At 55.6% G+C, this 22,091-nt stretch carries 24 protein-coding genes; 2 read left to right on the forward strand and 22 right to left on the reverse strand.

Annotation, left to right across the window (positions count from 1 at the left end):
- Positions 1-3: 3 nt before the first annotated feature.
- From QZR30_RS25375 to QZR30_RS25410, 8 genes are all read right to left on the reverse strand, one after another.
- Positions 4-306 carry a hypothetical protein gene (locus tag QZR30_RS25375; protein ID WP_046070354.1) on the reverse strand — a complete coding sequence of 101 codons (303 nt, stop codon included), beginning with the start codon at positions 304-306 and terminating at the stop codon, positions 4-6.
- A 9-nt stretch (positions 307-315) separates the two neighbouring features.
- A complete protein-coding gene (locus QZR30_RS25380) occupies positions 316-939 on the reverse strand; it encodes a LysE family translocator (RefSeq protein WP_056847261.1) in 624 nt (207 codons plus the stop codon).
- Between the two features lie 52 nt (positions 940-991).
- On the reverse strand, positions 992-2,296 hold the full coding sequence (locus tag QZR30_RS25385; RefSeq protein WP_056847262.1) for a SidA/IucD/PvdA family monooxygenase: 1,305 nt from the start codon (positions 2,294-2,296) through the stop codon (positions 992-994).
- Positions 2,297-2,306: 10 nt separating this feature from the next.
- Positions 2,307-2,774, reverse strand: coding sequence for a GNAT family N-acetyltransferase (locus tag QZR30_RS25390; protein ID WP_046070351.1), 468 nt, complete (start codon positions 2,772-2,774; stop codon positions 2,307-2,309).
- Entirely contained in the window at positions 2,771-4,024 is a 1,254-nt protein-coding gene (ectB, locus tag QZR30_RS25395; protein ID WP_201783020.1) for a diaminobutyrate--2-oxoglutarate transaminase, read from the reverse strand. Before ectB ends, QZR30_RS25390 begins: the two co-directional genes overlap by 4 nt.
- Positions 4,025-4,364: 340 nt before the next feature.
- Complete coding sequence (locus QZR30_RS25400) at positions 4,365-4,919, reverse strand: hypothetical protein (RefSeq protein WP_046070349.1); 555 nt, start codon at positions 4,917-4,919, stop codon at positions 4,365-4,367.
- Positions 4,916-5,488: an RNA polymerase sigma factor gene (locus QZR30_RS25405; protein WP_046070348.1), complete on the reverse strand. Its 573-nt coding sequence runs from the start codon at positions 5,486-5,488 to the stop codon at positions 4,916-4,918. Before QZR30_RS25405 ends, QZR30_RS25400 begins: the two co-directional genes overlap by 4 nt.
- 168 nt (positions 5,489-5,656) lie before the next feature.
- Positions 5,657-7,285 carry a vWA domain-containing protein gene (locus QZR30_RS25410; RefSeq protein WP_311904493.1) on the reverse strand — a complete coding sequence of 543 codons (1,629 nt, stop codon included), beginning with the start codon at positions 7,283-7,285 and terminating at the stop codon, positions 5,657-5,659.
- Positions 7,286-7,507: 222 nt separating this feature from the next.
- On the opposite strand from QZR30_RS25410, the gene QZR30_RS25415 reads away from it, so the two are divergent.
- Complete coding sequence (locus QZR30_RS25415; protein ID WP_068965920.1) at positions 7,508-9,721, forward strand: M10 family metallopeptidase C-terminal domain-containing protein; 2,214 nt, start codon at positions 7,508-7,510, stop codon at positions 9,719-9,721.
- A gap of 6 nt (positions 9,722-9,727) precedes the next feature.
- Here the strand turns inward: QZR30_RS25415 and QZR30_RS25420 are convergent, their stop codons facing one another.
- The 4 genes from QZR30_RS25420 to QZR30_RS25435 form a co-directional block, all read right to left on the reverse strand.
- Positions 9,728-10,378: a DUF799 domain-containing protein gene (locus tag QZR30_RS25420; RefSeq protein ID WP_046070346.1), complete on the reverse strand. Its 651-nt coding sequence runs from the start codon at positions 10,376-10,378 to the stop codon at positions 9,728-9,730.
- Positions 10,375-10,737 carry a DUF4810 domain-containing protein gene (locus QZR30_RS25425; RefSeq protein ID WP_046070345.1) on the reverse strand — a complete coding sequence of 121 codons (363 nt, stop codon included), beginning with the start codon at positions 10,735-10,737 and terminating at the stop codon, positions 10,375-10,377. The genes QZR30_RS25420 and QZR30_RS25425 overlap by 4 nt, the downstream gene beginning before the upstream one ends.
- 29 nt (positions 10,738-10,766) lie before the next feature.
- A complete protein-coding gene (locus tag QZR30_RS25430; protein WP_311904494.1) occupies positions 10,767-11,447 on the reverse strand; it encodes a CsgG/HfaB family protein in 681 nt (226 codons plus the stop codon).
- Positions 11,448-12,272: 825 nt separating this feature from the next.
- Entirely contained in the window at positions 12,273-14,861 is a 2,589-nt protein-coding gene (locus QZR30_RS25435) for an autotransporter family protein (RefSeq protein ID WP_311904496.1), read from the reverse strand.
- Between the two features lie 614 nt (positions 14,862-15,475).
- Here QZR30_RS25435 and QZR30_RS25440 point away from each other — a divergent pair.
- Positions 15,476-15,733, forward strand: a complete 258-nt coding sequence (locus QZR30_RS25440; RefSeq protein ID WP_005783616.1) for a hypothetical protein — start codon at positions 15,476-15,478, stop codon at positions 15,731-15,733.
- Between the two features lie 101 nt (positions 15,734-15,834).
- On the opposite strand, the gene QZR30_RS25445 is transcribed toward QZR30_RS25440, so the two are convergent.
- From QZR30_RS25445 to QZR30_RS25485, 10 genes are all read right to left on the reverse strand, one after another.
- On the reverse strand, positions 15,835-16,284 hold the full coding sequence (locus tag QZR30_RS25445) for an SMI1/KNR4 family protein (RefSeq protein ID WP_046070342.1): 450 nt from the start codon (positions 16,282-16,284) through the stop codon (positions 15,835-15,837).
- Positions 16,285-16,431: 147 nt separating this feature from the next.
- Positions 16,432-17,028, reverse strand: coding sequence for an imm11 family protein (locus QZR30_RS25450; protein WP_068965916.1), 597 nt, complete (start codon positions 17,026-17,028; stop codon positions 16,432-16,434).
- Between the two features lie 219 nt (positions 17,029-17,247).
- On the reverse strand, positions 17,248-17,604 hold the full coding sequence (locus QZR30_RS25455; protein WP_046070340.1) for a hypothetical protein: 357 nt from the start codon (positions 17,602-17,604) through the stop codon (positions 17,248-17,250).
- Entirely contained in the window at positions 17,601-17,783 is a 183-nt protein-coding gene (locus QZR30_RS28135) for a cysteine peptidase family C39 domain-containing protein (protein WP_158068765.1), read from the reverse strand. Before QZR30_RS28135 ends, QZR30_RS25455 begins: the two co-directional genes overlap by 4 nt.
- A gap of 46 nt (positions 17,784-17,829) precedes the next feature.
- A complete protein-coding gene (locus QZR30_RS25460) occupies positions 17,830-18,519 on the reverse strand; it encodes a transposase (protein ID WP_080889067.1) in 690 nt (229 codons plus the stop codon).
- 242 nt (positions 18,520-18,761) lie between these two features.
- Positions 18,762-19,133: a hypothetical protein gene (locus QZR30_RS25465; RefSeq protein WP_231989005.1), complete on the reverse strand. Its 372-nt coding sequence runs from the start codon at positions 19,131-19,133 to the stop codon at positions 18,762-18,764.
- A 469-nt stretch (positions 19,134-19,602) separates the two neighbouring features.
- Positions 19,603-19,971 (reverse strand): hypothetical protein, encoded by a 369-nt coding sequence (locus QZR30_RS25470; protein WP_311904501.1) that lies wholly within the window; start codon positions 19,969-19,971, stop codon positions 19,603-19,605.
- An 80-nt stretch (positions 19,972-20,051) separates the two neighbouring features.
- Complete coding sequence (locus tag QZR30_RS25475; protein WP_145916447.1) at positions 20,052-20,588, reverse strand: hypothetical protein; 537 nt, start codon at positions 20,586-20,588, stop codon at positions 20,052-20,054.
- A 360-nt stretch (positions 20,589-20,948) separates the two neighbouring features.
- On the reverse strand, positions 20,949-21,410 hold the full coding sequence (locus QZR30_RS25480; protein WP_311904502.1) for a transposase: 462 nt from the start codon (positions 21,408-21,410) through the stop codon (positions 20,949-20,951).
- Positions 21,411-21,811: 401 nt separating this feature from the next.
- Positions 21,812-22,069 (reverse strand): transposase, encoded by a 258-nt coding sequence (locus tag QZR30_RS25485; protein WP_311904503.1) that lies wholly within the window; start codon positions 22,067-22,069, stop codon positions 21,812-21,814.
- Positions 22,070-22,091: the final 22 nt, after the last annotated feature.

Here is a 22,091-nt window from a genome sequence, read left to right on the forward strand (position 1 = left end):
CGCTCAACACGCCCATTTAAAGTCCTGGAAAGCCACCTCCCCAGGCAACACAGCAGTCACGTAGTGACCCTTCCCCCGAGCAGCCTGCAACGACGCCGCATAGCTAACCCCCGGCCCAAACCCATCAATCACCCGAAAAACCCCCTCAAGATGACAATCCAGAATCAACGTCACCCCCGGATAATCCCTTACCAACTCCCCCGACAAATCGCTCAGCACCAACGCCTCCGGCGCCAGGTCAATCAACAACCAACTACGATGCTTGAAGCGCCCTCCCACACCCTTGAGCAACGCGTTCCATTCCATGGCGAAGCCTCATCGACTGGCTATCAGCACAGGAATGGCGTTGTTCAGTGAAAACGCCACGAGGAATACGGCCAGGCCCACGTCGATCTGCCGGGTGTATTTGAGGAACAGCGCTTTGATCGGGCCCTGACCGAAGAGCAGGGCCACCACGGAGTACCAGATGACTTCGAGCGTCGAGCACAGCAGCACCACCAGGACTTTTTCGATGTCCGTACGCGGCGATGAAAGAAAGCCGGCGTAGATACTGATCATGAAGGCGATGGTTTTCATGTTGCTGATGTTGGTGATGACCCCCACGCGGTAAGCCTTGGCGAAGCTGGTCGCGCCCGGGGCGGTGCTGTCGGCGGTGCCGGTGTTCTTTGCCAGTACGCTTTTGATGATGCTGTAGGCGATGTACAGCAGGTACGCCGAGCCGCATAACGTGGCGACTTTGGAAAACGCCGGGTACTGATGCAGCAGAGCCGCCAGGCCCAGCAATGAGATGGTCGAGAAAAACACGCCGACCGTGCAAATGCCCAGGGTCGCACCGATACCGGTCGAGACCGACCCCAGCGAAGAAAATCGGCTGACAATGATGAAGTTGGGCCCCGGGCTTATCACCGCCAGGATATAGATCAATGCTGCTGTAAACATGGGAACTCCTTGTATGAGGCAGCAGCCGGCGCAGGCTGCTGCCGAGGGCAGGTCAGGCCAATGCGTGCAGCGGGGCTTCGGCCTGTGCGAGTTTTTCCTCCAGGGACGCCAGGATGTGTTCGACCCGCAGCGAAATCAGGCTGAATGAACCGGCGTCTCCCAGGCCGTGGGAGCTTTCGCATAACCCGTTGAGAAACACGGCGGGCAAGTCCTCAAGAGACGTGAGGCTGTAATCGCGGTTGACCACCAGTGCGCCGTGGGCGTCCGCATGAAACCGTGCGTGATAAGGCGCCAGCAGCGGCGGATAGAGCTCGCCATTTTCCTTGGCGGCAATGTCCTTGAAGCCGGTGGCGAGCACCAGTGCGTCCAGCGCCAGGGTCGAGTGGGTCAGTTGGTTGACCTCCTTGAGCCCCAGCTCCACCTGCCCCGATGCACTGATCTGCGCCTGCTCAATGGCGATGTTGTTGAGAATGTGAATGCGCTGCTTGCCCTGCAACTTTTCCTCATGAATGCGTACGTAGAGGGCGTTGATCACATCTTCATCGGCCGAGCTGTAATTGGTGCCGCGCAGTTGCTTGTCCACCCGCGCCTTGGCCTCGGGCGGCAGGTTGAAGTAGTAGTCGATAAACTCCGGGAAATACACCTTGTCGCTGAATGGGCTGGTGTCCTTGAGCCGGAAGCTGAAGCTGCGGTGCAGCGAGTAGATGTCTTTGTCCGGGAACCTGGCGGTCAGGTCGAGCACAATCTCCACGGCACTCTGGCTGGAGCCCACTACACCGATGCGCTGCACGCTGGGAGGCAGCTTGTTGAGGCGCTCCAGGTAGTGATTGAGGTGGAACACCTGAGGGCCAGTCAGGCCCTCGAAAACCGCCGGGATATTCGCCGTACGCCCGGTGCCCAGCACCAGGCTACGCCCGTAAATGACGCGCTGATCGTTATAGGTGACCTTCCACACCTGCTCGCCTTTGAATAGCAACGGCTCGACCCTTTGCGCGAACGCAGAGGACTCGACACTGCCCAGAAAATGCCCGGCGACCCATTTGATGTACTCGGCATATTCACGCCGCAGCGGATACGTCAGCGGCAGGTTGAGGTAGTCGAACAGGCGACCGGTTTCTTTCAGGTAGTTGACGAAGCCATAGTGGCTGCGCGGGTTTCGCGGGGTGACCAGGTCGCGCAAAGGGTTGTTCTGGATATCCGAACCGCTGAGCAACATTTCATCCTGCCAGTCCGGCGTTTGCTTGGCGTCCAGGAAGCGATAGGTCAGCGCAGAAGCGGATTCTTCAAGGCCAATAGCCAACGCCAGGTTGGAGGGGCCAAAACCAATACCCACGATATCGAAAACAGTGTCTGACATGGAAAAGCTCCTATCCCTGGATTGGCTTCAATGGAAGATGGTAATAGTGATACGCCGTGTTTTCGATAAACCCAAAGCGCGTGTATAAGTTTCGTGCCTTTGGGTTGTCGTCTGCGCCCTCGATGAATAACTGCTTGGCGCCGGTTGTTTGTGCGAATGCCTTGGCGGCATTCAATAACGCCAGGCCAACTCCCGCCCTTCGTTTTGAGGCTTCAACATATAAGTCATTGAGTATCCACAGGCGCTCTAGTGTGACGCTTGAAAAGCTCGGAAAGAGTTGCGTGAACCCAATGACTTCATTGTTTACTTGCGCGACGATAATAATTGACTCGCCTAAAAAGAAGCGTTGTTGAATAAATGCCAGGGAGCGAGCCAGGTCGGAAGCTTCACCATAGAACTCGCGGTATTTATCCAGCAAGGGTGCGATGGCAGCGGCGTCATCGAGGGACGCGTGCCGGGTGATAATGGCATCGGTCATGAAGTGATTACCTCGGCAAACGCTTGCTCGAGAATCTGCACGCCTTGGTTGATCTGCGCCTCAGTGATGGTCAGGGCCGGAAGAAACTTCAGGACCTGGTTATCGATGCCGGAGGTTTCAATGATCAGGCCATGTGCATAGGCGCGCGCAGCAACTTTCTGCGCCAGGCTCGCGTCCTCGAACTCGATGCCCTTGAAGAACCCGCGCCCTTTCAGGCGGTTGGGCGCCTTGGCGGCGAAACCTGCGGACAGCTTCTGCAACGCATCATGTAGCACGCCCGTCTTGGCCTTGAGCGCCTGAGTGAAACCCGCGTCGCTCCAATAGTGGTCGATCACTGCCTTGCCGGTGACGAACGCCAGGTTGTTGCCGCGAAACGTGCCGTTGTGCTCGCCCGGCTCCCACACATCCAGATGGGGCGCCAGCAAGACCAGCGACATGGGCAAGCCATAACCGCTGATCGACTTGGACAACGTCACGATGTCTGGGGTAACGCCCAGGGCTTCGAAACTGAAAAAGTCACCCGTACGCCCGCAGCCGGCCTGGATATCATCGATGATCAGCAGGATGTCATGGGCCTGGGCGATGCGTTGCACAGTGTGTACCCAGGCGGCCGAGGCACTGTTCACACCGCCCTCGCCCTGCACGGTTTCCAGCACGATGGCCGCCGGTTTGTCGATGCCACTACCGCTGCGCAACATCCTGTCCAGGTACAGCGAAGTGTCCACACTGTCGCCGAAGTAGCCGTCATAGGGCATGAACGTGACATTGCTCAGGGTCACGCCGGCGCCGGCTCGCTTGCGCGGGTTGCTGGTCAGGGCCAGGCTGCCCAGGGACATGCCATGGAAGGCATTGGTAAACGCTACGATGTTCTGGCGCCCGGTGTACTTGCGCGCCAGCTTGATCGCCGCCTCTACCGCATTGGTGCCGGTGGGGCCGGGGAACTGCACTTTGTAACGCAGGTTGCGCGGCGCCAGGACCTGTTCTTCAAATGCGGTGAGGAACGCTTTCTTGGCGGTCGTCTTGAAATCCAGGCCGTGGGTGATGCCATTTTGCGCAATGTAGTCGAGCAGCGCGGCCTTTAGAACCGGGTTGTTATGCCCGTAGTTCAAGGCACCGGCACCACTGAAAAAGTCGATAAACAGCTGACCTTGCTCACTGGTCAGCGTTGAACCCTCAGCGGTATGGAACGTGTCGGTAAAGTCTCGGCAATAAGAGCGTACGTTGGACTCTTTAAGCTCGAATATATCCAGGGGTTGTTGTAGTTCAGGCACTGCCTGTGCCAATGAGTAATTCAGCGTCGCCGTCATATACAGGTACCGTTCATCAATCCAATTGAATGGACTTCCAACAGGTAGAGCTATTTCCCAGTGGCCATGTAGCGAATGCTGAGAAGACTTTAATCCTTGAAGTCCGCATGCAACTTTTCATCCAATGAAACATGACCCGCTCTGTTGGCCAGCAGGAACAATGACGTCTTTCGCCTATTAAACTAGCAGCAATTACTCCCTGAGCAACTGAATATAAATTCATATGCTTATGACGCATTTCAGACGTTCGGCGATGGTACCGCTGGGTACCATCGCCATGGGGTCAGTGAGGCTGCAATGCCTTGAGTCGTTCCTCGAGGTTCTGTGCAGGAAAGCGTTTTTGCAGCTCGGCGAGTTTTGCCGTCGCCGCCGCATCATCACCTGCCTGGCGCAGGCGTAACACGTCCTGCAAACCCTGCTCAAGCGGTTCCGGCACAGCGCGCTTGGCCATGTTGGCTTGGGGCAAGGCATCGCTGCTCATTTCGGCGCTGAACGATTCGACGCGTGGCGGCGCGCTCATAGGCGCAGGTGCAGGCGCAGAGAACGCAGCCGGGGCAGCCAGGCGCGTGTTCGGCACGTGCTCAAACTCGCTGGTGCGCGTGACCACACCCACCAGCAACGCCACACCGGCAACGCTGGCGAATGCCATTTGCCAACGCGGTTGCTGGCACACGCGCAGCCAGCGCTGCCAAAGGTTGGGCGATGGTTTTGGTGCCTCGCGGTGGGCGGTGGCCAATATGAACGCGTCCAGTGACGCCGGCGGCTCGCCGCTGCTGTGTTGACGAAAGTGCTGGATCAGCCCGTCGTCGGTGTCTGGGTCGTGTCGGGAGTCGTTCATGCGGGTATCTCCTCGGCCAGCAGGCGGCGCAGTTTCTGCTGGGCGTAGCGCAGGCGGCTTTTTACGGTTTCCAGCGGGGCGCCGGTGAGGGTGGCGATCTGCGGTACTTCGAGCTCGCCGTGCAGGCGCAGCAGGAAGACTTCGCGCTGGTCTTCGGGCAGGTCTTGCAGGGCAGCGTCGAGGCGCGCCTGGTCGCGGCTCAGGCTCAGTTGTTGCTCTGGGCCGGCGCTGCTGTCGGGTTGGGCGTGCAGTTGCTCATCGTAGCTGTCGTGCAAGGGGTTGTGGATGCCGTGTTTGCGCCAGTGGTCGATCAGGCGGTTGCGGGCGATCTGGAACAACCACGTACGAAAACTCGCCCGGCCCTGTGGCTGGGTGTTGCTGCGGATCAGGCTGAGCCAGGTGTCCTGGTAGATTTCTTCGGCCAGTTCGGCCTTGTTGCACAGGGACATGAGAAAGCGGTACAGGCCCTGGCGGTGGCGCGTGTACAGGGCTTCGAATGCGCCAGCATCACCGGTTCGGTAGCGGGCCAGCAGCGATTCGTCGCTGGGTGAGTCGTCTGGAACGGCCATGTAAAAGGTGAACTCCTTCTATCAGTCGAAGCGGAACTAACTGTGGGAGGGGCGGCGCGACGGTTCGACTTGCTCCCGATAGCGGTGGATCAGTATCAAATGTGCTGTCTGACACTCCGCCATCGGGAGCAAGCCCCCTCCCACATTTGATTGTTGTCATGGCCGATATCAGTGTTTGAGGCTCAGGGCCAGTTCGACCAGTTGCACGAACTCATTGCGCAGGCCGAACGGGTCATCGCCGCGGGCCGAGCGGGCAAGTTTGGCGGTGTCCTGCAAACTCATGTTGCCAGTGTAGCGGCCATCGCCCTTGAGCTGTTGGGCGAACGCGGCAACGGCGGCTGAGAAGCGCAGGTCTTCGCTGGCTGGGGTGGGCTGGTTGGCAATGGGGCGTTCGATCAATTGGCTGTTGCCACCTGCTGCAGGTTTGTAGCGCACCCGTAGCATCGCCAGCTCGTCGGATTTACCTTCAACCGCAGGCGCGGCAGCATAGCGCAAAGGCTCCAACCAGCCCTTCTCGCCCTTGGGGACGATTTCGTACAGCGCGGTCAGCGTATGCCCTGCGCCGATTTCACCGGCATCGACCTTGTCGTTGTTGAAATCTTCACGCTTCAAGGCACGGTTTTCATAGCCCAGCAGGCGGTATTCGCTGACCTGGGCGGGGTTGAATTCCACCTGCAGCTTCACATCCCGGGCGACCACGGCCAGGGTCGAGCTGAGTTGCTCCACCAGCACCTTGCGCGCTTCACGCAGGTTGTCGATATAGGCGTAATTGCCATCGCCCGCATCGGCCAGTTGTTCCATCAGGTGTTCGTTGTAGTTATCCACACCAAAGCCCAGGGTGGTCAGGGACACGCCGCTTTTACGCTGCTCGACCGCCATTTGCTTGAGGCTGTCAAAGTCGCTGATGCCCACGTTGAAGTCGCCGTCGGTGGCCAGCAGGATGCGGTTGATACCCTTGTCGATAAAACCCTCGCGGGCCATCTGGTAGGCCAGCTCGATGCCGGAGGCGCCTGCGGTGGAGCCACCGGCGGTAAGTTGGTCGATGGCGTTGCGGATCGTGTTTTTATCACGCCCGGAGGTGGGCTTGAGCACCACGCGGGATTCACCGGCATAGACCACCAATGACACGCGGTCCTGATCGCGCAGTTGGTCCACCAGCAATTTCAACGTGCTTTTCACCAACGGCAATCCTTCGCGACGGTCCATGGAGCCGGACACGTCCACCAGGAACACCAGGTTAGCCGGCGCCAGGTCCGCCACGGCGCGGTCGGAGGCCTTGATGCCGATGCGCAACAGTTGGGTGCGCGGGTTCCAGGGCGTAGCGGCGAGCTCGGTGGTGACGCCAAAGGGTGATCCATCGGTGGGCAGCGCGTAGTTGTACGGGAAGTAATTGACCATTTCCTCCAATCGCACGGCGCCTTCGGGCGGCAGGCGACCTTGATTGAGGAAACGCCTGACGTTGGCGTAGCTGCCAGTGTCGACGTCGATGCTGAAAGTGGAAACCGGGGTTTCGGCGACGCGATGCACCGGGTTGTCCGGCAGGTTGGCGTATTGCTCGCGAGGTTCGCTGCGGTAGTCCATCGTCGCCATTTCCCGCACTCTCATCGGCGCCGGCATCACCATGCGTTTGACCATAGCGCCCTGGATCGGCGCGCTTTGCAGCTCGGCGACGGGCGCCGGTTCAACAGGCTTGGCGACATCCGGGGACGACGACAGCCCACACCCGGCCAGCATCACCAGCACGGTAACGGCAAAGCCTTGGGCAGCAGGACGCAGCAAAAGCAGAGAGCGGGACATGGGCTGAACCTCGTGAATGAATGATCCGTTCAACCGATCAGACGTAGCCCAACCTCCCTACGGGTTAAACGCGGATATTGCGCCGTCGGCTCGCTGCGTCACCTTTCGAGACATAACCAACTGAACCTGCCATCACCACCCACCACATATCGAGGGTCAGCCTCCCTGTCAGAACCGTCTGTTTCTTGAGTGCTTTGGAGGCTTTAAATCAGAGAAACCGCGATGAACTCCGTAAACACCCTCGCAAACCGCTATCAGCCGCCCTCATTCGCCGAACGGCCCAGCTATGCCGGGGCCGCTTCAGGCAAGCCGTCCTACACCACCGAGCAAGCGGCAGAGCAGATCACCCGAACAGGCTATCGTTGGACAGAGCGTAACCAAGATGGCACCACACCCATCGGCTATCGTTTTTTCACACCTTCGCAGGCCACGTACAGCACACCCGCCGGCGCTAACGAATTCTCCCCGTCGCAAAAAGAGCAGGCCAGGCGCGCCATGCAGTCTTGGGCGGATGTCGCCAATATCACCTTCACTGAGAATGCACCCGAGGCCAAAGGGCAACTGTTACTGGGCAATGACCCGAACCAGACCGGCCATTCGGGCCGTGCGTCTTATCCAGGCATCTACAGCGATGGCACACAGGCCTGGTTCGCGTCCGATGGCATGAATCGCCCCTTCACCCAGGGCAGTTTCAGCCGTTATCTGCTGGCCCATGAGATCGGCCATACCCTGGGGCTGATGCACCCCGGCAAATACAACAATGGCGGCAGCTACGCTGAAAGCGCCGGCTATGCCGAGGACAATCGCGCCTACAGCCTGATGAGTTACTGGTGGGCTGGTCACCTGGGCCATGACCACAACAAGAACGGCCAAACCCACTATGCCAGCGCGCCGCTGATGGACGACATCACCGCCATCCAAAAGCTCTACGGCGCTAATTACAAAACCCGCGACACCGACACGGTGTACGGCTTCAACTCCAATACCGGGCGTGACTTCCTCAGCCTCAACTCAGCGGACGACGCACCCGTGTTCAGCGTGTGGGATGGGGGAGGCAACGACACCCTGGATTTCTCGCGGTTTCATCAGGACCAGACCATCAACCTGAAGGCTGAACACTTCTCCGATGTCGGCGGCATGAAAGGCAACGTCTCCATTGCCAAAGGCGTGACTCTGGAAAATGCCATTGGCGGCACGGGCGCTGATCGACTTATCGGCAACCAGGCCGATAACCGCCTGACCGGTGGCCTGGGCCAGGACACCCTTACCGGTGGGCTGGGCAAGGATACCTTTGTGTATAACAGCGCCAGCGAGTCGACCCAACAGCGCCCCGACCTGATCACTGATTTCACCAGTGGGCAGGACAAGATCGATGTGTCCGCTGCGCTGCATACCGCCGGGATCAAGGACCTGCAGTTTGTACGTCGTTTCAGCGGTCGGCCGGGCGAGGCGTTGCTCGGTTATGACCCGAACACGCGCCAGCACAGCCTGGCCATTGACCTGAACGGCTCGGGCCAAGCCGGCCTGTTTATCAAGAGCCAAGGGCCAATCAAGCCAGACGACGTGATCAGCCGAGCCTCCCAGCCGAACCCTATGCCGACCCCACCCGCCCGGGTTACGCCTCAACCGCCAACCCCGCGACCGCCGTCGCCAGCGGATGTCGCACCGTACAAGCCCCATCCCACGCCAACAGCCGCGCCGCAACAGGCGCCGTTCTCCTTGCAGAACTACGCCAATGCATCCCTTAAGGGCACACCGATGCATTCAGCGGCCAGGGCCGTGGGCAATATTCGCGAAGTGAGCGTCACACGGGACTCATGGGGCTACGAGCGCGTGCATACCCGTTCGTTGGGTACCGGCTCGCTGATCAACGATGGCAACAGCGTGCTGACCAACCAACATGTGCGCGACGCGCTGGCCAAAGGCAGCAAGCTCGAGCTTTGGCTGGGCTCCGAACAAGACAGCACCGGCCGGATGAAAGTAGAGCGCAAAGTGCCGCTGGACCCCAACCCGCTCAGTGGCGACGCACGGTTGGACTACGCCGAACTGCGTGTCGACTTGCCCGCTGGCGAGAAAAAAGCCTTGGCCGAGCATTTCCGGCCGCTCAAGTTAGCCTCCGGCCCCCAAGCATCGCCTGGGCAGAAAATCTTTATGCCCAACCATGGGCAAGAGGCCCTCGGCATTTCATTTCTAAATGCCAAGGGCCAACCCACCACGCTCAAGGGATACGACCAGGACAGCCGCAATCAGGGCACGGTCTACCACGACGCCTTCAAGAAACCCGGCACCTCTGGCTCACCGCTGATCAGCGTCGATACGGGCGAGATCGTGGCCTTGCACAACGGCTCCATCGGCGCCAGCGTGAACGGGCAGCGCGACTCCATGGGCACGGCCACCCGCATCGACTTGATCCAACAGCACCGTCGTCAGAGGTGACGCGGTTCAGTCCGTGCCGTACTTCGGGTTACGCGGGCCGTACAGCAGCCCGGTGCGTTGCCCCGCCGACAGCAAGCGTGCACTGGTGATACCGGCAATCGGATGCGCCGCATCGGTGGAGCTGTTGATCACCTGCTTGACCGCCGCCGTGATCAACATGCCTACCAGGCCGCCGCCGTTGTTGTTGCCCTCCTCGCTGGAGGCCCGTGCAGTACCGGTCCACAAGGTGGTGCCGGTGCGCAGGTCCACCAGTTTGGCCGAGGCCGTCACCGAGGTGTCGCTGGAGATCAGCATGTACTTGGTGCCGTACTCGCTGACGGTGATGTACAGCGCCGCGTCGGCACCGAAGATGTCATGCAGCTTGGCCGGCAGTACCGCCTGGATATCATTGGCGGTGGTCAGGCCGTTCTGGCGGAAGGTTTCGTCCACCAAAGCAATCGGCAACACGTAGTAGCCGGCTTCGGCCAACGGGTACGTCACCTGCGACACCAGGCTGTAGGACGCCTGCACTTCCGGCGATTCGTTGATCGGCGGCAGTACCAGGATCGACTTGGGCCGTGCCTGTTTGTACGCCGAGTAGTCAACCGTCTTGGGCGCCGCGCAACCGCCGAGCAACGCCAGGGCCAGCAAGGCGCCGGTAAGTTTTAACAGGCTCATTTGGTGGCCACTCCGGCTTTGGCGTTTTTCAGCAGAAAGTCCATATACGCAGCGGACTCAGGGAACAGGGCCTTTTCGGTGCGAAACTCCTGCACCATCTGGTCATCCTTGCCCATGTTCATGTACAGCATGCCCAGGTGCGCGTGGTAACCCGGTGGGGCCTTGCGGCCACTGGCGTTGATCTTCTGCAGGTCGCGCTCCAGTGCTTCCACCTGCGCTTCCTTGGGCTCGCCCTTGAAGTACTCGTAAACCTGCGGCTGGTAGCTCTCCCATTGATACAGGGGCTGGGGCGCCGTCTGGCACCCGGCTACCGTCGCGATTGCTGTCAGCATCAGCGCCAACTTAACTGCCTTGCTCATCCGTGTACTGCTCCTTGAGGTGCTGCTGATCAGTTGCGCGGGTTCCAGGCGCCGGCGTTGATGCCGTCCACCAGGCGGTTGATCGCTTCGCGCATGGCCAGATCGAGGACCTTGCCGTTGAGGGTGGAGTCGTAGCTGGCGGTGCCGCCGAAGCCGACCACTTCACGGTTGGACAGCGCGTACTCACCGGCGCCCTGGGTGGAATACACCACTTCGGAGGTGTTGATGTTGACGATATTCAACGCGACTTTAGCGTAGGCCACTTGGGTCTTGCCACGGCCGAGGATGCCGAACAGCTGGCGGTCGCCGGTTTCTTTGCGGCCGAACTCGGTTACATCGCCGGTCACCACGTAGTCAGCGCCCTTGAGCTTCTGCACGGTGCCTTTGATTTTGGCTTCCTGGGAGATCTCGCCCATGTTGTCGCGGTCCAGCACGCTGAAGCGGTTGGTCTGCTGCAAGTGGGTGATGAGGATGGTCTTGGCCTGGCCGCCGAGACGGTCGACGCCATCGGAGAAGATGCCGCGCATGTAGCTGGAGCGGTTGTCGAACTTGCCCACGGCAATCGGCACACGCACGCCGGAATAGGCCACGTGGGCGCTGGCGACTTGCTCCACCGGCATCGCGCGGTTGCTCTCGGTGGCGCAACCGGCCACGGTCAACAGCGCCGCGGCGGCGAGGCCCGACAGCAGGATTTTGGACAGTGTCTTCACAGGGTGCTCCTTGGGTGAGGAAATCAGCGTTGCTGGGTTTTCCAAGGAGTCAGGCAGCCTGACAATACGCTGGCCTGAATTCTTCCCTGAAAGACTGTGATGCAACGGCTGCGGCATTTTACGGGGTTGAGAGCGGTTCTCAAGATGTTTCGGCCCGAGTAGTGAAATCCAACACAAACCCAATGTGAGAGGGCGCGCGCTCCCGATGGTGGCGAGTCAGTCAACATATCCATTGGCAGGTCCACCGCTATCGGGAGCAAGCCCCCTCCCACACTGGTATCAGAGCGTCACGCCCTACGTAAGCAGGCTGAGCCAGCGCAAGTTGCCCCGACCCGAACGCTGCGGATTCACACAAACCCAATGTGGGAGGGGGCTTGCCCCCGATGGCGGTGAGTCAGTCAACATATCCATTGGCTGGTCCACCGCTATCGGGAGCAAGCACCCTCCCACACTGGTATCAGAGCGTCACGCTCAACGTATGCGGGCTGAGCCAGCGCAAGTTGCCCCGACCCGAACGCTGCGGATTCACACAAACCCAATGTGGGAGGGGGCTTGCCCCCGATGGCAGTGAGTCAGCCAACACATCATTGACTGATTCACAGCTATCGGGGAGCAAGCCCCCTCCCACACTGGTATCAGAGCGTCGCGCCCTACGTAAGCGGGCTGAGCCAGCGCAAGTTGCCCCGTGCCGAACGCTGCGGATCCACACAAATCTAATGTGGGAGGGGGCTTGCCCCCGATGGCGGTGAGTCAGCCAACACATCATTGACTGATTCACAGCTATCGGGAGCAAGCCCCCTCCCACACTTTGTTTTGCGGTGTTGCTTAGAAGGCGTAGCGCGCCTTGAGCATCACGCCGTCCGCATCGAAACCGCTACGTGCCTGGCGGGTGTAGCTGGCGCCGACGGTGAAGTCCGACACCTGGTAGTTCACACCCACACTGGCCTCGTAGCTGTCACGCGCCACCGACGCACCGGTGACGGTGAACGCCGAACCACCAGCCACGAAGTTGGAGGTTTGCGCCACGCGGTCACCCATCAAATCGTGATAGGCCATCAAGGTCGCTTCCGGTTGCAGCGTACCGGCGCTCAGCGGCAGGTTGGCTGCCAAACGCACACCGGCACCCAACTCACCCACTTCATAACGCTGCGAAGCCGTGCTCAAGGCCGCCGACGAACCTTTCTCGGTAAACCCATCCATGCGCACGTTGGCATAACGTGCAGCCACCCGCGGCTCGATCACCACCGCCTGGGTCGGCTTGAAGCTGTAGCCGCCGATCACGCTGGCCGACAACACATTACTGTCGTAGCTGCCCTTGGCCGTAGTGCCCGCGACGTGGCGCTTGCTGTCGTTCTCGTTATGGCCGTAGCTGAGGCTGCCATCCACGAACCAGTTCTGCAGCGCCCACTTGCCGTACAGCGACAGCGCATGGCCTTCGACGTCAGTCTTGTTGCCCAGGTCCGAATGAATGTTGGAATTCAGGTAGCTGTACGCCACGCCCAGGGTGGTGGTGTCGTTCAAGCGACCGTCCACACCTACCGCCATACCGCTGCTATTGGCCGAGTAACCGTTGTTGCCGCCACGGCCGTCCTGGTCCATGTTGCTGCTCAGGCCCTGCACCCACACACCGCCGACCTGATGGCTTTCACGCTGGTCGGTGAGGCGGTTGAAGATCGCACCGTTGACCACGGTTTGCCCCGACAGGGCCACGTCGAGAGCGCCACGGTTGACGTCGGGCGTGAGCTGGTCGGCGAGCTGCGCCAGTTGCTGTGCAGTCCCGGCGTTGGCCAGGCTCTGGAACACTGGGTCGTTCTGGTTGAGCTGGCCGAGCACATCGTTTTTCAACACGTTGACTGCGGTTGCAGCCGACGCACCCGCACTCACACCCGCCAACTCCTGCTGCACCTGCTGATCGCTTTTCACCGCCACCACGGCCTTGACCGTCTGCGCATCGGCCGAGTAGCTGAGCACGTTCAGCAACGACGACGCGCTGGCGACGGCCACACCGTTGTTCTGCACGCTGGTGGCTTGCAGCAAGGTGTATTGCGTGCCGGCTTTAGGCGCCGCGAAGTCGCCCGGGTTGGCGCTGACTGTCAGCTTGGAAGCCTGGGCCAGGTTGGCGGTGCCGTTAACGGTGAGGTACGGCGTGGTCGGCACCACACTGTCGGCCAGGTGCATATCAATGCCCGCGCCACTGGCCACATTGAGATCGCCGGTGATGGTGGTGCCAGGTGCGGAGAGGTTCAGCGAACCCGAGTTGACCGACACCGGGGCGATGATACGGCTACCGCTGAAACCTGCCTGACCGCCGATGTTGACGGCGCTGAGGTTGAGCAGATCGCCGGTGATTTTGCCACCGGTCCAGTTCAGGCTGGCAAGGTTGTTGGCGTCGACGGCGATACCGCTGTTACTGCGGATTTCGCCGGCTTGCTGGTTGATTTCAAAGCTCGCAACCTGCTCGGCCGTATCCACATGGATCGCAGTACCGTCCGCCGCGATGAGGCCGCGGTTGACGATGCCGCGTGCGCCCGTGGCGCTGTTCTGCGCAAAGCTGGCGCCGGAAAGATCGAAGGCATTGGCAGACGCGCCCTTGGCTTCAATGGTGCCGGTGTTGAGGATGTAATCAAAGGTGCCGCCGTAGAGAAACAGCCCTTTGGCCTCATCGCCATTGGCGGAAATCAGGCCACTGTTTTCAATACGCAGGGGGCTGGTGTCGGTTTCCACTTCCACACCCCAAGCGCCTTCGCCTGTGGCGGTAATCGAGCCCGAGTTGAGGATTTTGCCGCCGATGGTGGTCGGCGTGTCGCCGTTGACGTCAAGGATCAACCCAATCGCGCCCGGGCCGGCCATGTCGATCACACCGGTGTTGGATACGTCACCCGCAATGGTGGTGCCGTGCAGGTAAATACCTTCACCGCCGCCCAGGTAGCCGGGCGTCGTCACGGTACCCACCGGAGGCGTGGAGCGAATGGTGCCTGAGTTGATAAGGCTGCCACCAATGGTGGTGGGGCCGATCTCAAGCCCTTCATAGGCGCCGTTGCGCATCAGCACGTTGCCTGCCTGAACCACATCCCCGGTGACAGTGCTCGGGGCCAAACCGCTCGGGCCGGTCCAGAACATCGGGTCGATGGCGATCGCACGGATGGTGCGGCCTTGCGAGTCCAGCGTGATGTCTGCGCGATTGATCAGCGAACCTTGAATTTGGGTATTGGCAAATCCCAGGCCGGCGGGGTCGGTGGTGTTGGTGTCGACCACGCGGGAAAACTGACCGGTAATGGTCACCGGCTCATTGAACGACTCACTGGCCCAAATATTCTTACCCTGCCCCAGGTCGAACTCGACTGCCAGCACCTGCGTGCTGATGGCGCCGACCATGATTGCCAACAGGCTTTTCTGGAACTGCTTACGCTTCATTTCAAACTCCATGAACTACAGTCAAAGCCGCCAATACGCCCGGCGGTAGTAGGTGTGCTGTGCGAAAGGATCAATCGATCCGAATGAGGCCCCCCGGGCGCCCCTGCAAATTCCGGGCGCGAGCCAATGCACCGCGAGCGGTGGCAGAAAGGGGGCCGTAAAGGGGAGAGGTTCACATTAATCCTTAATGTTATTGAAAACGCTGCAGTCCATGCAGCCCGACCGATTGCGGGTGGGCGGGGTAAAGACACTGGGATATACGAAATGTTCAAAGCCCAAGGGGAAGACGCTTCACGATGGATGCCATTGCGTGACGGGGGGTGCCATTGCGGTGATGCCTTGCGCGGTTTTGGGTGAGGGGCTTATAGTCCGGCGGTCGCTCAACAGGGCGATCGGATTTGGCGATCCGTTGACCGTATGCGAAAGCTTTCTGCTTGCTTGCAGGGGCTTCCGTACCCGCATTGCTGCTTTATGGCAGCTGTGCGCGGGAGACCTTCGGGTCTGCCGGAACTCGGTCCCGGTTCGCCAACCTGCGTACAGCTGTCACCCATTCGTTTGGCGACGACAAGTGACAGCCTCACTTACTGACCGAGGTTGTACCCATGAATAGATACATGCCCCTAACCGGCCACGACTGCACCGTCCCAGCCCTGATCATCGACACCCAGGCACCTCTCGACGTCCTTCACGACGCCGCCGTGCACCGCATTCGGGCCGTCACCCAACTGCTGGAAAACCTGGCCTTCCGCGAACAACTCAGCAGCGATGCCGTAGTGCTTTCAGACTTCGCCCATTTGCTGGCCATTCCGCTGCGCGATGGGTGTGATTTGCTGGATGTCATCAGTCGCAGGCTTAACGCCGATCCGTCCTGAGTGAAAATCGGGCGGCCTTTGTGTCGCCCGCTTTGTGCGTGATCAGCGCAAACTAAATAAATCCGTCCCTTTTTAATCACATCTCCCCACCTGACAGCGTCTTATTGCTCCGCGCGCCAATCGACATAACCTTTCACCACAATCAGCTGATTACGGATGAAGCTTGAAAAGTTATCGGCCAACACCGCCACCTCATCGATTTCCGAATCAATCTCTACTATCGACCAATTATTACCTACATCAAAAGCATAAAGCACACCACTGGAAGTAGCCGCAAACACATACATCCGGCTATAAGCATCCACCTCACATCCGGCGATAGCAGCGTATTTAGCCGGACCGTCTTCGATATAAAGCGCGCTGTCTAAATCGCCAAACCCAAAGGTGCCTAGAAAAGCCAGATAGTCTACAGGAACACTGTCGCGGTCCGCTGCATCAACCCCACTCAGTATAGATTCATGGTCAACCAGGCGGCTTCCGTAATCACCCTCGTACAGTTCAGCAGAAGTGATATGGTTGATGAGTTCACGAATTTCAAGTGTGTATTCCATTTTCTTTTCTGCCCTTGGTTTTTCAAATCAGTCATTAGCTCGAAAGCATTCTGCAAGAAAACAAAAGGGGACAGATTTAATCAATGGTCTTTGCACTACCACCACGAATTAAACAAATTCGCCGCCTTCCCCCAACTACCTGACCAACTAGGTAACGGTTTCTTGATCACCATTAACAGAATCAAACAGTACGCCGACAACACCAGCCGCCATAAGTCGCCGTTTCACCTCTTCACTTACTATGACCGCACCCAAATATTTTTTAAGTCTAAATATATGACTTGATCCGACCCTGCCCGGGTCAACCACCAAATTGTAGAAAGCACGATAGTTGCCGGCCATATCTGGCCTAACAGGATCATCTACCTCAAACTTTTTATAGCGAGAGCGCTTTTCATCCACGCAATCGACTTGCGTTTCTATAATCATCAAAAAATAGCTCTGGCAAACCACTTTATTATTTATCTTAACCGGCTCAAAAACGACACGTTGATAAGGTTCGTCTATCTCTGGCAAACCGGCGAGCGAGTTTTTTGCGCTCTCGCTTAAAACAGGAACACTGGCGTATCCAGCAAGGGAATAATCAACTTCTTTACCGTCGAATCTTACATCGAGAGTATATATGCCTGGCTCCATAAAATTAACTGGAGGATCACTGAAATACCAGTTATCTACATGATGTACATCTCCAAGCACCCACCTATCGCAAACAGTTACATCTTGTCGCATTAAGTAATATCTCATTTCAGTCCTTCGCAAGCCATTTATTAACTTCACTACCTACGATTACTGCTTCTGACTTAATCCCTTCCAATGTTTTTGTCACGAATCAACGAAAAAAGGGGACTGTCTAGTCCTGAAATAGGTTTACACCTGTTTCAGGACTAGACAGCCTTTAAACTCTAACCTAGATAAATCTGCCCTCTTTTCTTGTCCCTTTTCTTCAGTCCCCTTTTCTTCAACTTATTCATCATCCCAAAACTGCCCCGGCGGCGCATAGTTGCCATCTTCCAAGATGCTGCACCATCCAAAAAGCCTATAAAACATTTCAAGATCCAATATTTGGTAGATATCAATATCAACTTTTTTTAACGACACCCGACCGTGTGCATAGTGAGAGTATTGCCCACCTACCCCACCTATCGCTCTTTTTTCAAGTTCTGCACGATCCCACTCCAGAACGGTTCCTGCAGTTTCTGGCAAAGGGTCCAAAAATTCAATTTCAAACTCCGTTGCAATTTTGCAAATGCAAGGAATCAGCCTTTGCTCGAGCAGGCTGTGGGTTAACAAATTCTCGGGAAACTTAATGCTTAATTTCATTTCAGAGCATCCTTTGGAACAACAACATAACCTGAAAAATTCTTTTCAAAAGTAGTCGCGGGGCTAAAATACTGCTTACCATGAGGATCACGAATTGCTACGACAGAAATGCCATTTCTGGTCGTAATGCCGTCGACCACAACAAAATGGGAAAATCCGGTACCCGCTGCTTTATCCACAAGAAAAATAGAAAAATAGGGGTCAGACCACTATTCTTCTATTCTTTTAACTCACACTTTTCGGGCGTCCTGACGCACCCGGTGAAACTCTTTTACCTAATATCTCCGCGATCTCGGACGCAAACTTCTGATCGCCCAAAACGTAATTGCCGTTGGTAGAAGATCGAATTTGTTCTATCAATCCAGATGAAAGCCGATCCTTGAATATAGATCGGTAAGCTTCGGCTCGCTGCGCGGTGCCGCTACCTAACTCGCTATAAACCGCATGCGGACTTATAAAGCCTGATAGCTCGCCCTGTGCGTTTGCCCTATAGCTGGTCCAGCGATAGTCGCCCGGATGAGTAACCATACCCGCTCTTACCGGATTCATTTCGATATATCGATAGCAAGCTAAAACATAGTTTTCTTGTTGAACCAAACAGGAGCGGAAACGGCCTTCCCACAATGTGCCCGTTCGTTGATATGTTCGATTGACATATTGAACATAGCGCTGCCCCAGCCCCTGCATAAGTAGGCCAGCCCCTGCGCAGCAGGTGGGAGTCAACAACAAATGAACGTGATTTGTCATCAAGCACAATGCGTGAATTTTACAGCCGTACAATTGAGCAAGCACGGCTAATGTATCAATGTAAAAAATGTAGTCTTCATCTGAATAAAAACACGCAGACCGATTGTTTCCACGCTGTATTATATGCAACGGGATACCCGGCAGTAAAACCCTAGGACGGCGAGCCATATAACCTCCTAACTGGATAAGAGTTTACAGCTTAGCTGCCCATCAACAGGCCAACCAAATAGAATAATTACAAAAAATAAATCATATTTTTAAAGAGCAACTCTGCTGAACTCTAAAAAACGCAAAAACGTGGTCTGCCCCCTATTCCCCTATTCCCCTAACTCAAATAAATCTGCTCTCTTTTTTCCCGCTCCCTTTTTTCACTTCTCTAGCCAGATCAAACAAACCGCATTTTTTTGTTCTCAATTATGTTTTGGCAAACTTATCGAAAAAGCCGAAAGGAAAGCCTCAATAATTTTTCGATCTGCATCATTCTTTGCAAAACGCTTAAGCACTGGGACAAGATGATAAAACAATAACTCGAGCCTGCTAGGATCTTTGGGCAAAGCATCGTTAATGCATGCAACCATTAACTTAACTGACATAATTGACGCGAACGCTTCATATCCTCTAGCGCTAGAGAACGGAATTTTCTTAAAATAATAATCCGCTAAACGTTTCTGCTCTGGTTTTTTCCAAGATCTATGAGGAAGGAGTAATAAAGCTTCACCCCAATTATCTGAAGCAAGCGGGTACCGGCTCAATATCCAAGCTGCCGCCTGATCAGAAGTCATTTTCGCCAACTCTTTACAGAGTGATATCAATCTTGAATCCATACCAAACTATTTCCTTGGATTAAATGAGTTTTCCGGTAACCCAGAGTTAGCCTTTAGGGTAGCAGGTGGCTGATAATGACCGGAGCTATTATCCCATCTTGTTATTTTTCCTCGCTCTGGACCGTCATTATTACCAAAGCGTATAGACCCGGCATATTTAACTTCCCCCCCCCCCGCTAAGCCCCAGATGGGTTGAAAATTGCTCATTCACATTTGGGCGGCTGACCTTGATAGTCCCATCCGGCAATGTGACAAAATCGAAGAAAAATAGGGGTAAAAAAATAGGGGTCAGACCACTATTCCTGGCCAACCAAATAGAATAATTACAAAAAATAAATCATATTTTTAAAGAGCAACTCTGGTGAACTCTAAAAAACGCAAAAATGTGGTCTGACCCCTATTCCCTTCCAAAAATGTGGTCTGACCCCTATTCTTCCTGCTTAAACAACTGCCCCGGATCTATTTGATTGCGCTTCAAGTTCAGCAAAACTGCCTGTCGAGGACTCAAAGCTCCGCCAGCAGCTATTTTCGCACCTACTACCAATCCAGCTCCTGCCATAGCGCTAGTTGCTACTTTTGATGCATCCGATCCCATTCCTACAGCTGCCCCGGCACCCGCGCCCAAGCCGGCACCGCATGCTTGATCCATGCTTGTGTATTTGAACTGCTGCTTCGAGAACGAGGCAGGTAAGATTGTGAGCGTCTTAATTTTTTGTCGGTTTTCAACATTCAGGTCTTTTGTGACACAACCGCATAATGCAAATACGGCGCACAGAATCGCAGTCAAATTCTTCATAGCCATCCTTGATTATTAATCGTTAAATAACTCACTCACGGAAAATATTTAAGACGACGAAGAAAAAATATACATCCCACCTACCGCTGTTGATGCTTATCTGCTTTCTTTTTACGTGACAATTTAACTTTCCGCGTATTTTCGGCTATTTCCGTATCGGTAAGACCTAACCGCCCACCCAATTCGAGATAGCGATTCAGAGCTTGCTCGCCTTCCATTTCGTACTCCACATCAAAACAAACATTTGCTGCATACCCTTCATGAGCACCGACATAAAACCTTAATACTGAAATAACATTTTTCGTATGCATCAAAACTTTGAAATCGTCTACAAACTCACACTCTAAAAATATGTACTCGTTAATGACCCCCACGTGATGAGCATTACCTGTTCCCAAATACGCTTTTGCTCCTGCGCTTTCTAAAGCTTCCAATCGCTCAATCCATCCAACTGCTGACAAACGGCTGTTCACGTCATCAGACAGCCAAGCGGCTATTTCTCTAACGCCAACACTTTCTGGTGAAGAGAGCCGTGGGTCCGCGTTTGGGTCTGTGGCCCAAACGTCTAAACGGTTAAGTTTAGAAGATTTCACAAAATGAATTTTACCCATAGCCATATTTATCAATTTTTCCCTTGATAGACCGGCCAAGCTGTCGTGCCCCTACCGTCTGGTTTACCGTAATAACCTTCTGTCTTCAATCCGCTTGGAGAAGTAAAAATAGGGGTCAAACCACTATTCTTCTATTCTTTTAACTCACACTTTTCGGGCGTCCTGACGCACCCGGTGAAACTCCTTTACCTAATATCTCCGCGATCTCGGACGCAAACTTCTGATCGCCTAAAACGTAATTACCGTTTGTAGAAGATCGAATTTTTTCTATCAATCCAGATGAAAGCCGACCCTTGAACATATATCGGTAAGCTTCGGCTCGTTGTGCGGTGCCGCTACCTAACTCGCTATAAACCGCATGCGGACTTATAAAGCCTGATAGCTCACCCTGTGCGTTTGCCCTATAGCTGGTCCAGCGATAGTCGCCCGGATGAGCAACCATACCGCTCTGACCGGATTCATTTCGATATATCGATGGCAAGCTAAAACATAGTTTTCTTGTTGAACCAAACAGGAGCGGAAACGGCCTTCCCACAATGTGCCCGTTCGTTGATATGTTCGAACGACATATTGAACATAGCGCTGCCCCAGCCCCTGCATAAGTAGGCCAGCCCCTGCGCAGCAGGTGGGAGTCAACAACAAATGAACGTGATTTGTCATCAAGCACAAAGCGTGAATTTTACAGCCATACAATTGAGCAAGCACGGCTAATGTATCCATGTAAAAAATGTAGTCTTCATCTGAATAAAAACACGCGGACCGATTGTTTCCTCGCTGTATAATATGCAATGGGATACCCGGTAGTAAAACCCTAGGACGGCGAGCCATATAAACCCCTAACTGGATAAGAGTTTACAGCTTAGCCGCCCATCAACAGACCAACTAAATAGAATAATTACAAAAAATAAATCATATTTTTAAAGAGCGACTCTGCTGAACTCTAAAAAACGCAAAAACGTGGTCTGACCCCTATTCCCCCTCAAAAACGTGGTCTGACCCCTATTCCCCCTGTATTATATGCAACGGGATACCCGGCAGTAAAACCCTAGGACGGCGAGCTATATAACCTCCTAACTGGATAAGAGTTTACAGCTTAGCCGCCCATCAACAGGCCAACCAAATAGAATAATTACAAAAAATAAATTATATTTTTAAAGAGCAACTCTGCTGAACTCTAAAAAACGCAAAAGCGTGGTCTGACCCCTATTCCTCTATGTTCGATTGACATATTAAACATAGCGCTGCCCCAGCCCCTGCATAAGTAGGCCAGCCCCTGCGCAGCAGGTGGGAGTCAACAACAAATGAACGTGATTTGTCATCAACCACAATGCGTGAATTTTACAGCCATACAATTGAGCAAGCACGGCTAATGTATCAATGTAAAAAATGTAGTCTTCATCTGAATAAAAACACGCAGACCGATTGTTTCCCCGCTGCATTATATGCAACGGGATACCCGGCAGTAAAACCCTAGGACGGCGAGCCATATAACCTCCTAACTGGATAAGA

It is taken from the genome of Pseudomonas sp. rhizo25 (genome assembly GCF_031931935.1).
Taxonomy (GTDB): domain Bacteria; phylum Pseudomonadota; class Gammaproteobacteria; order Pseudomonadales; family Pseudomonadaceae; genus Aquipseudomonas; species Aquipseudomonas synxantha.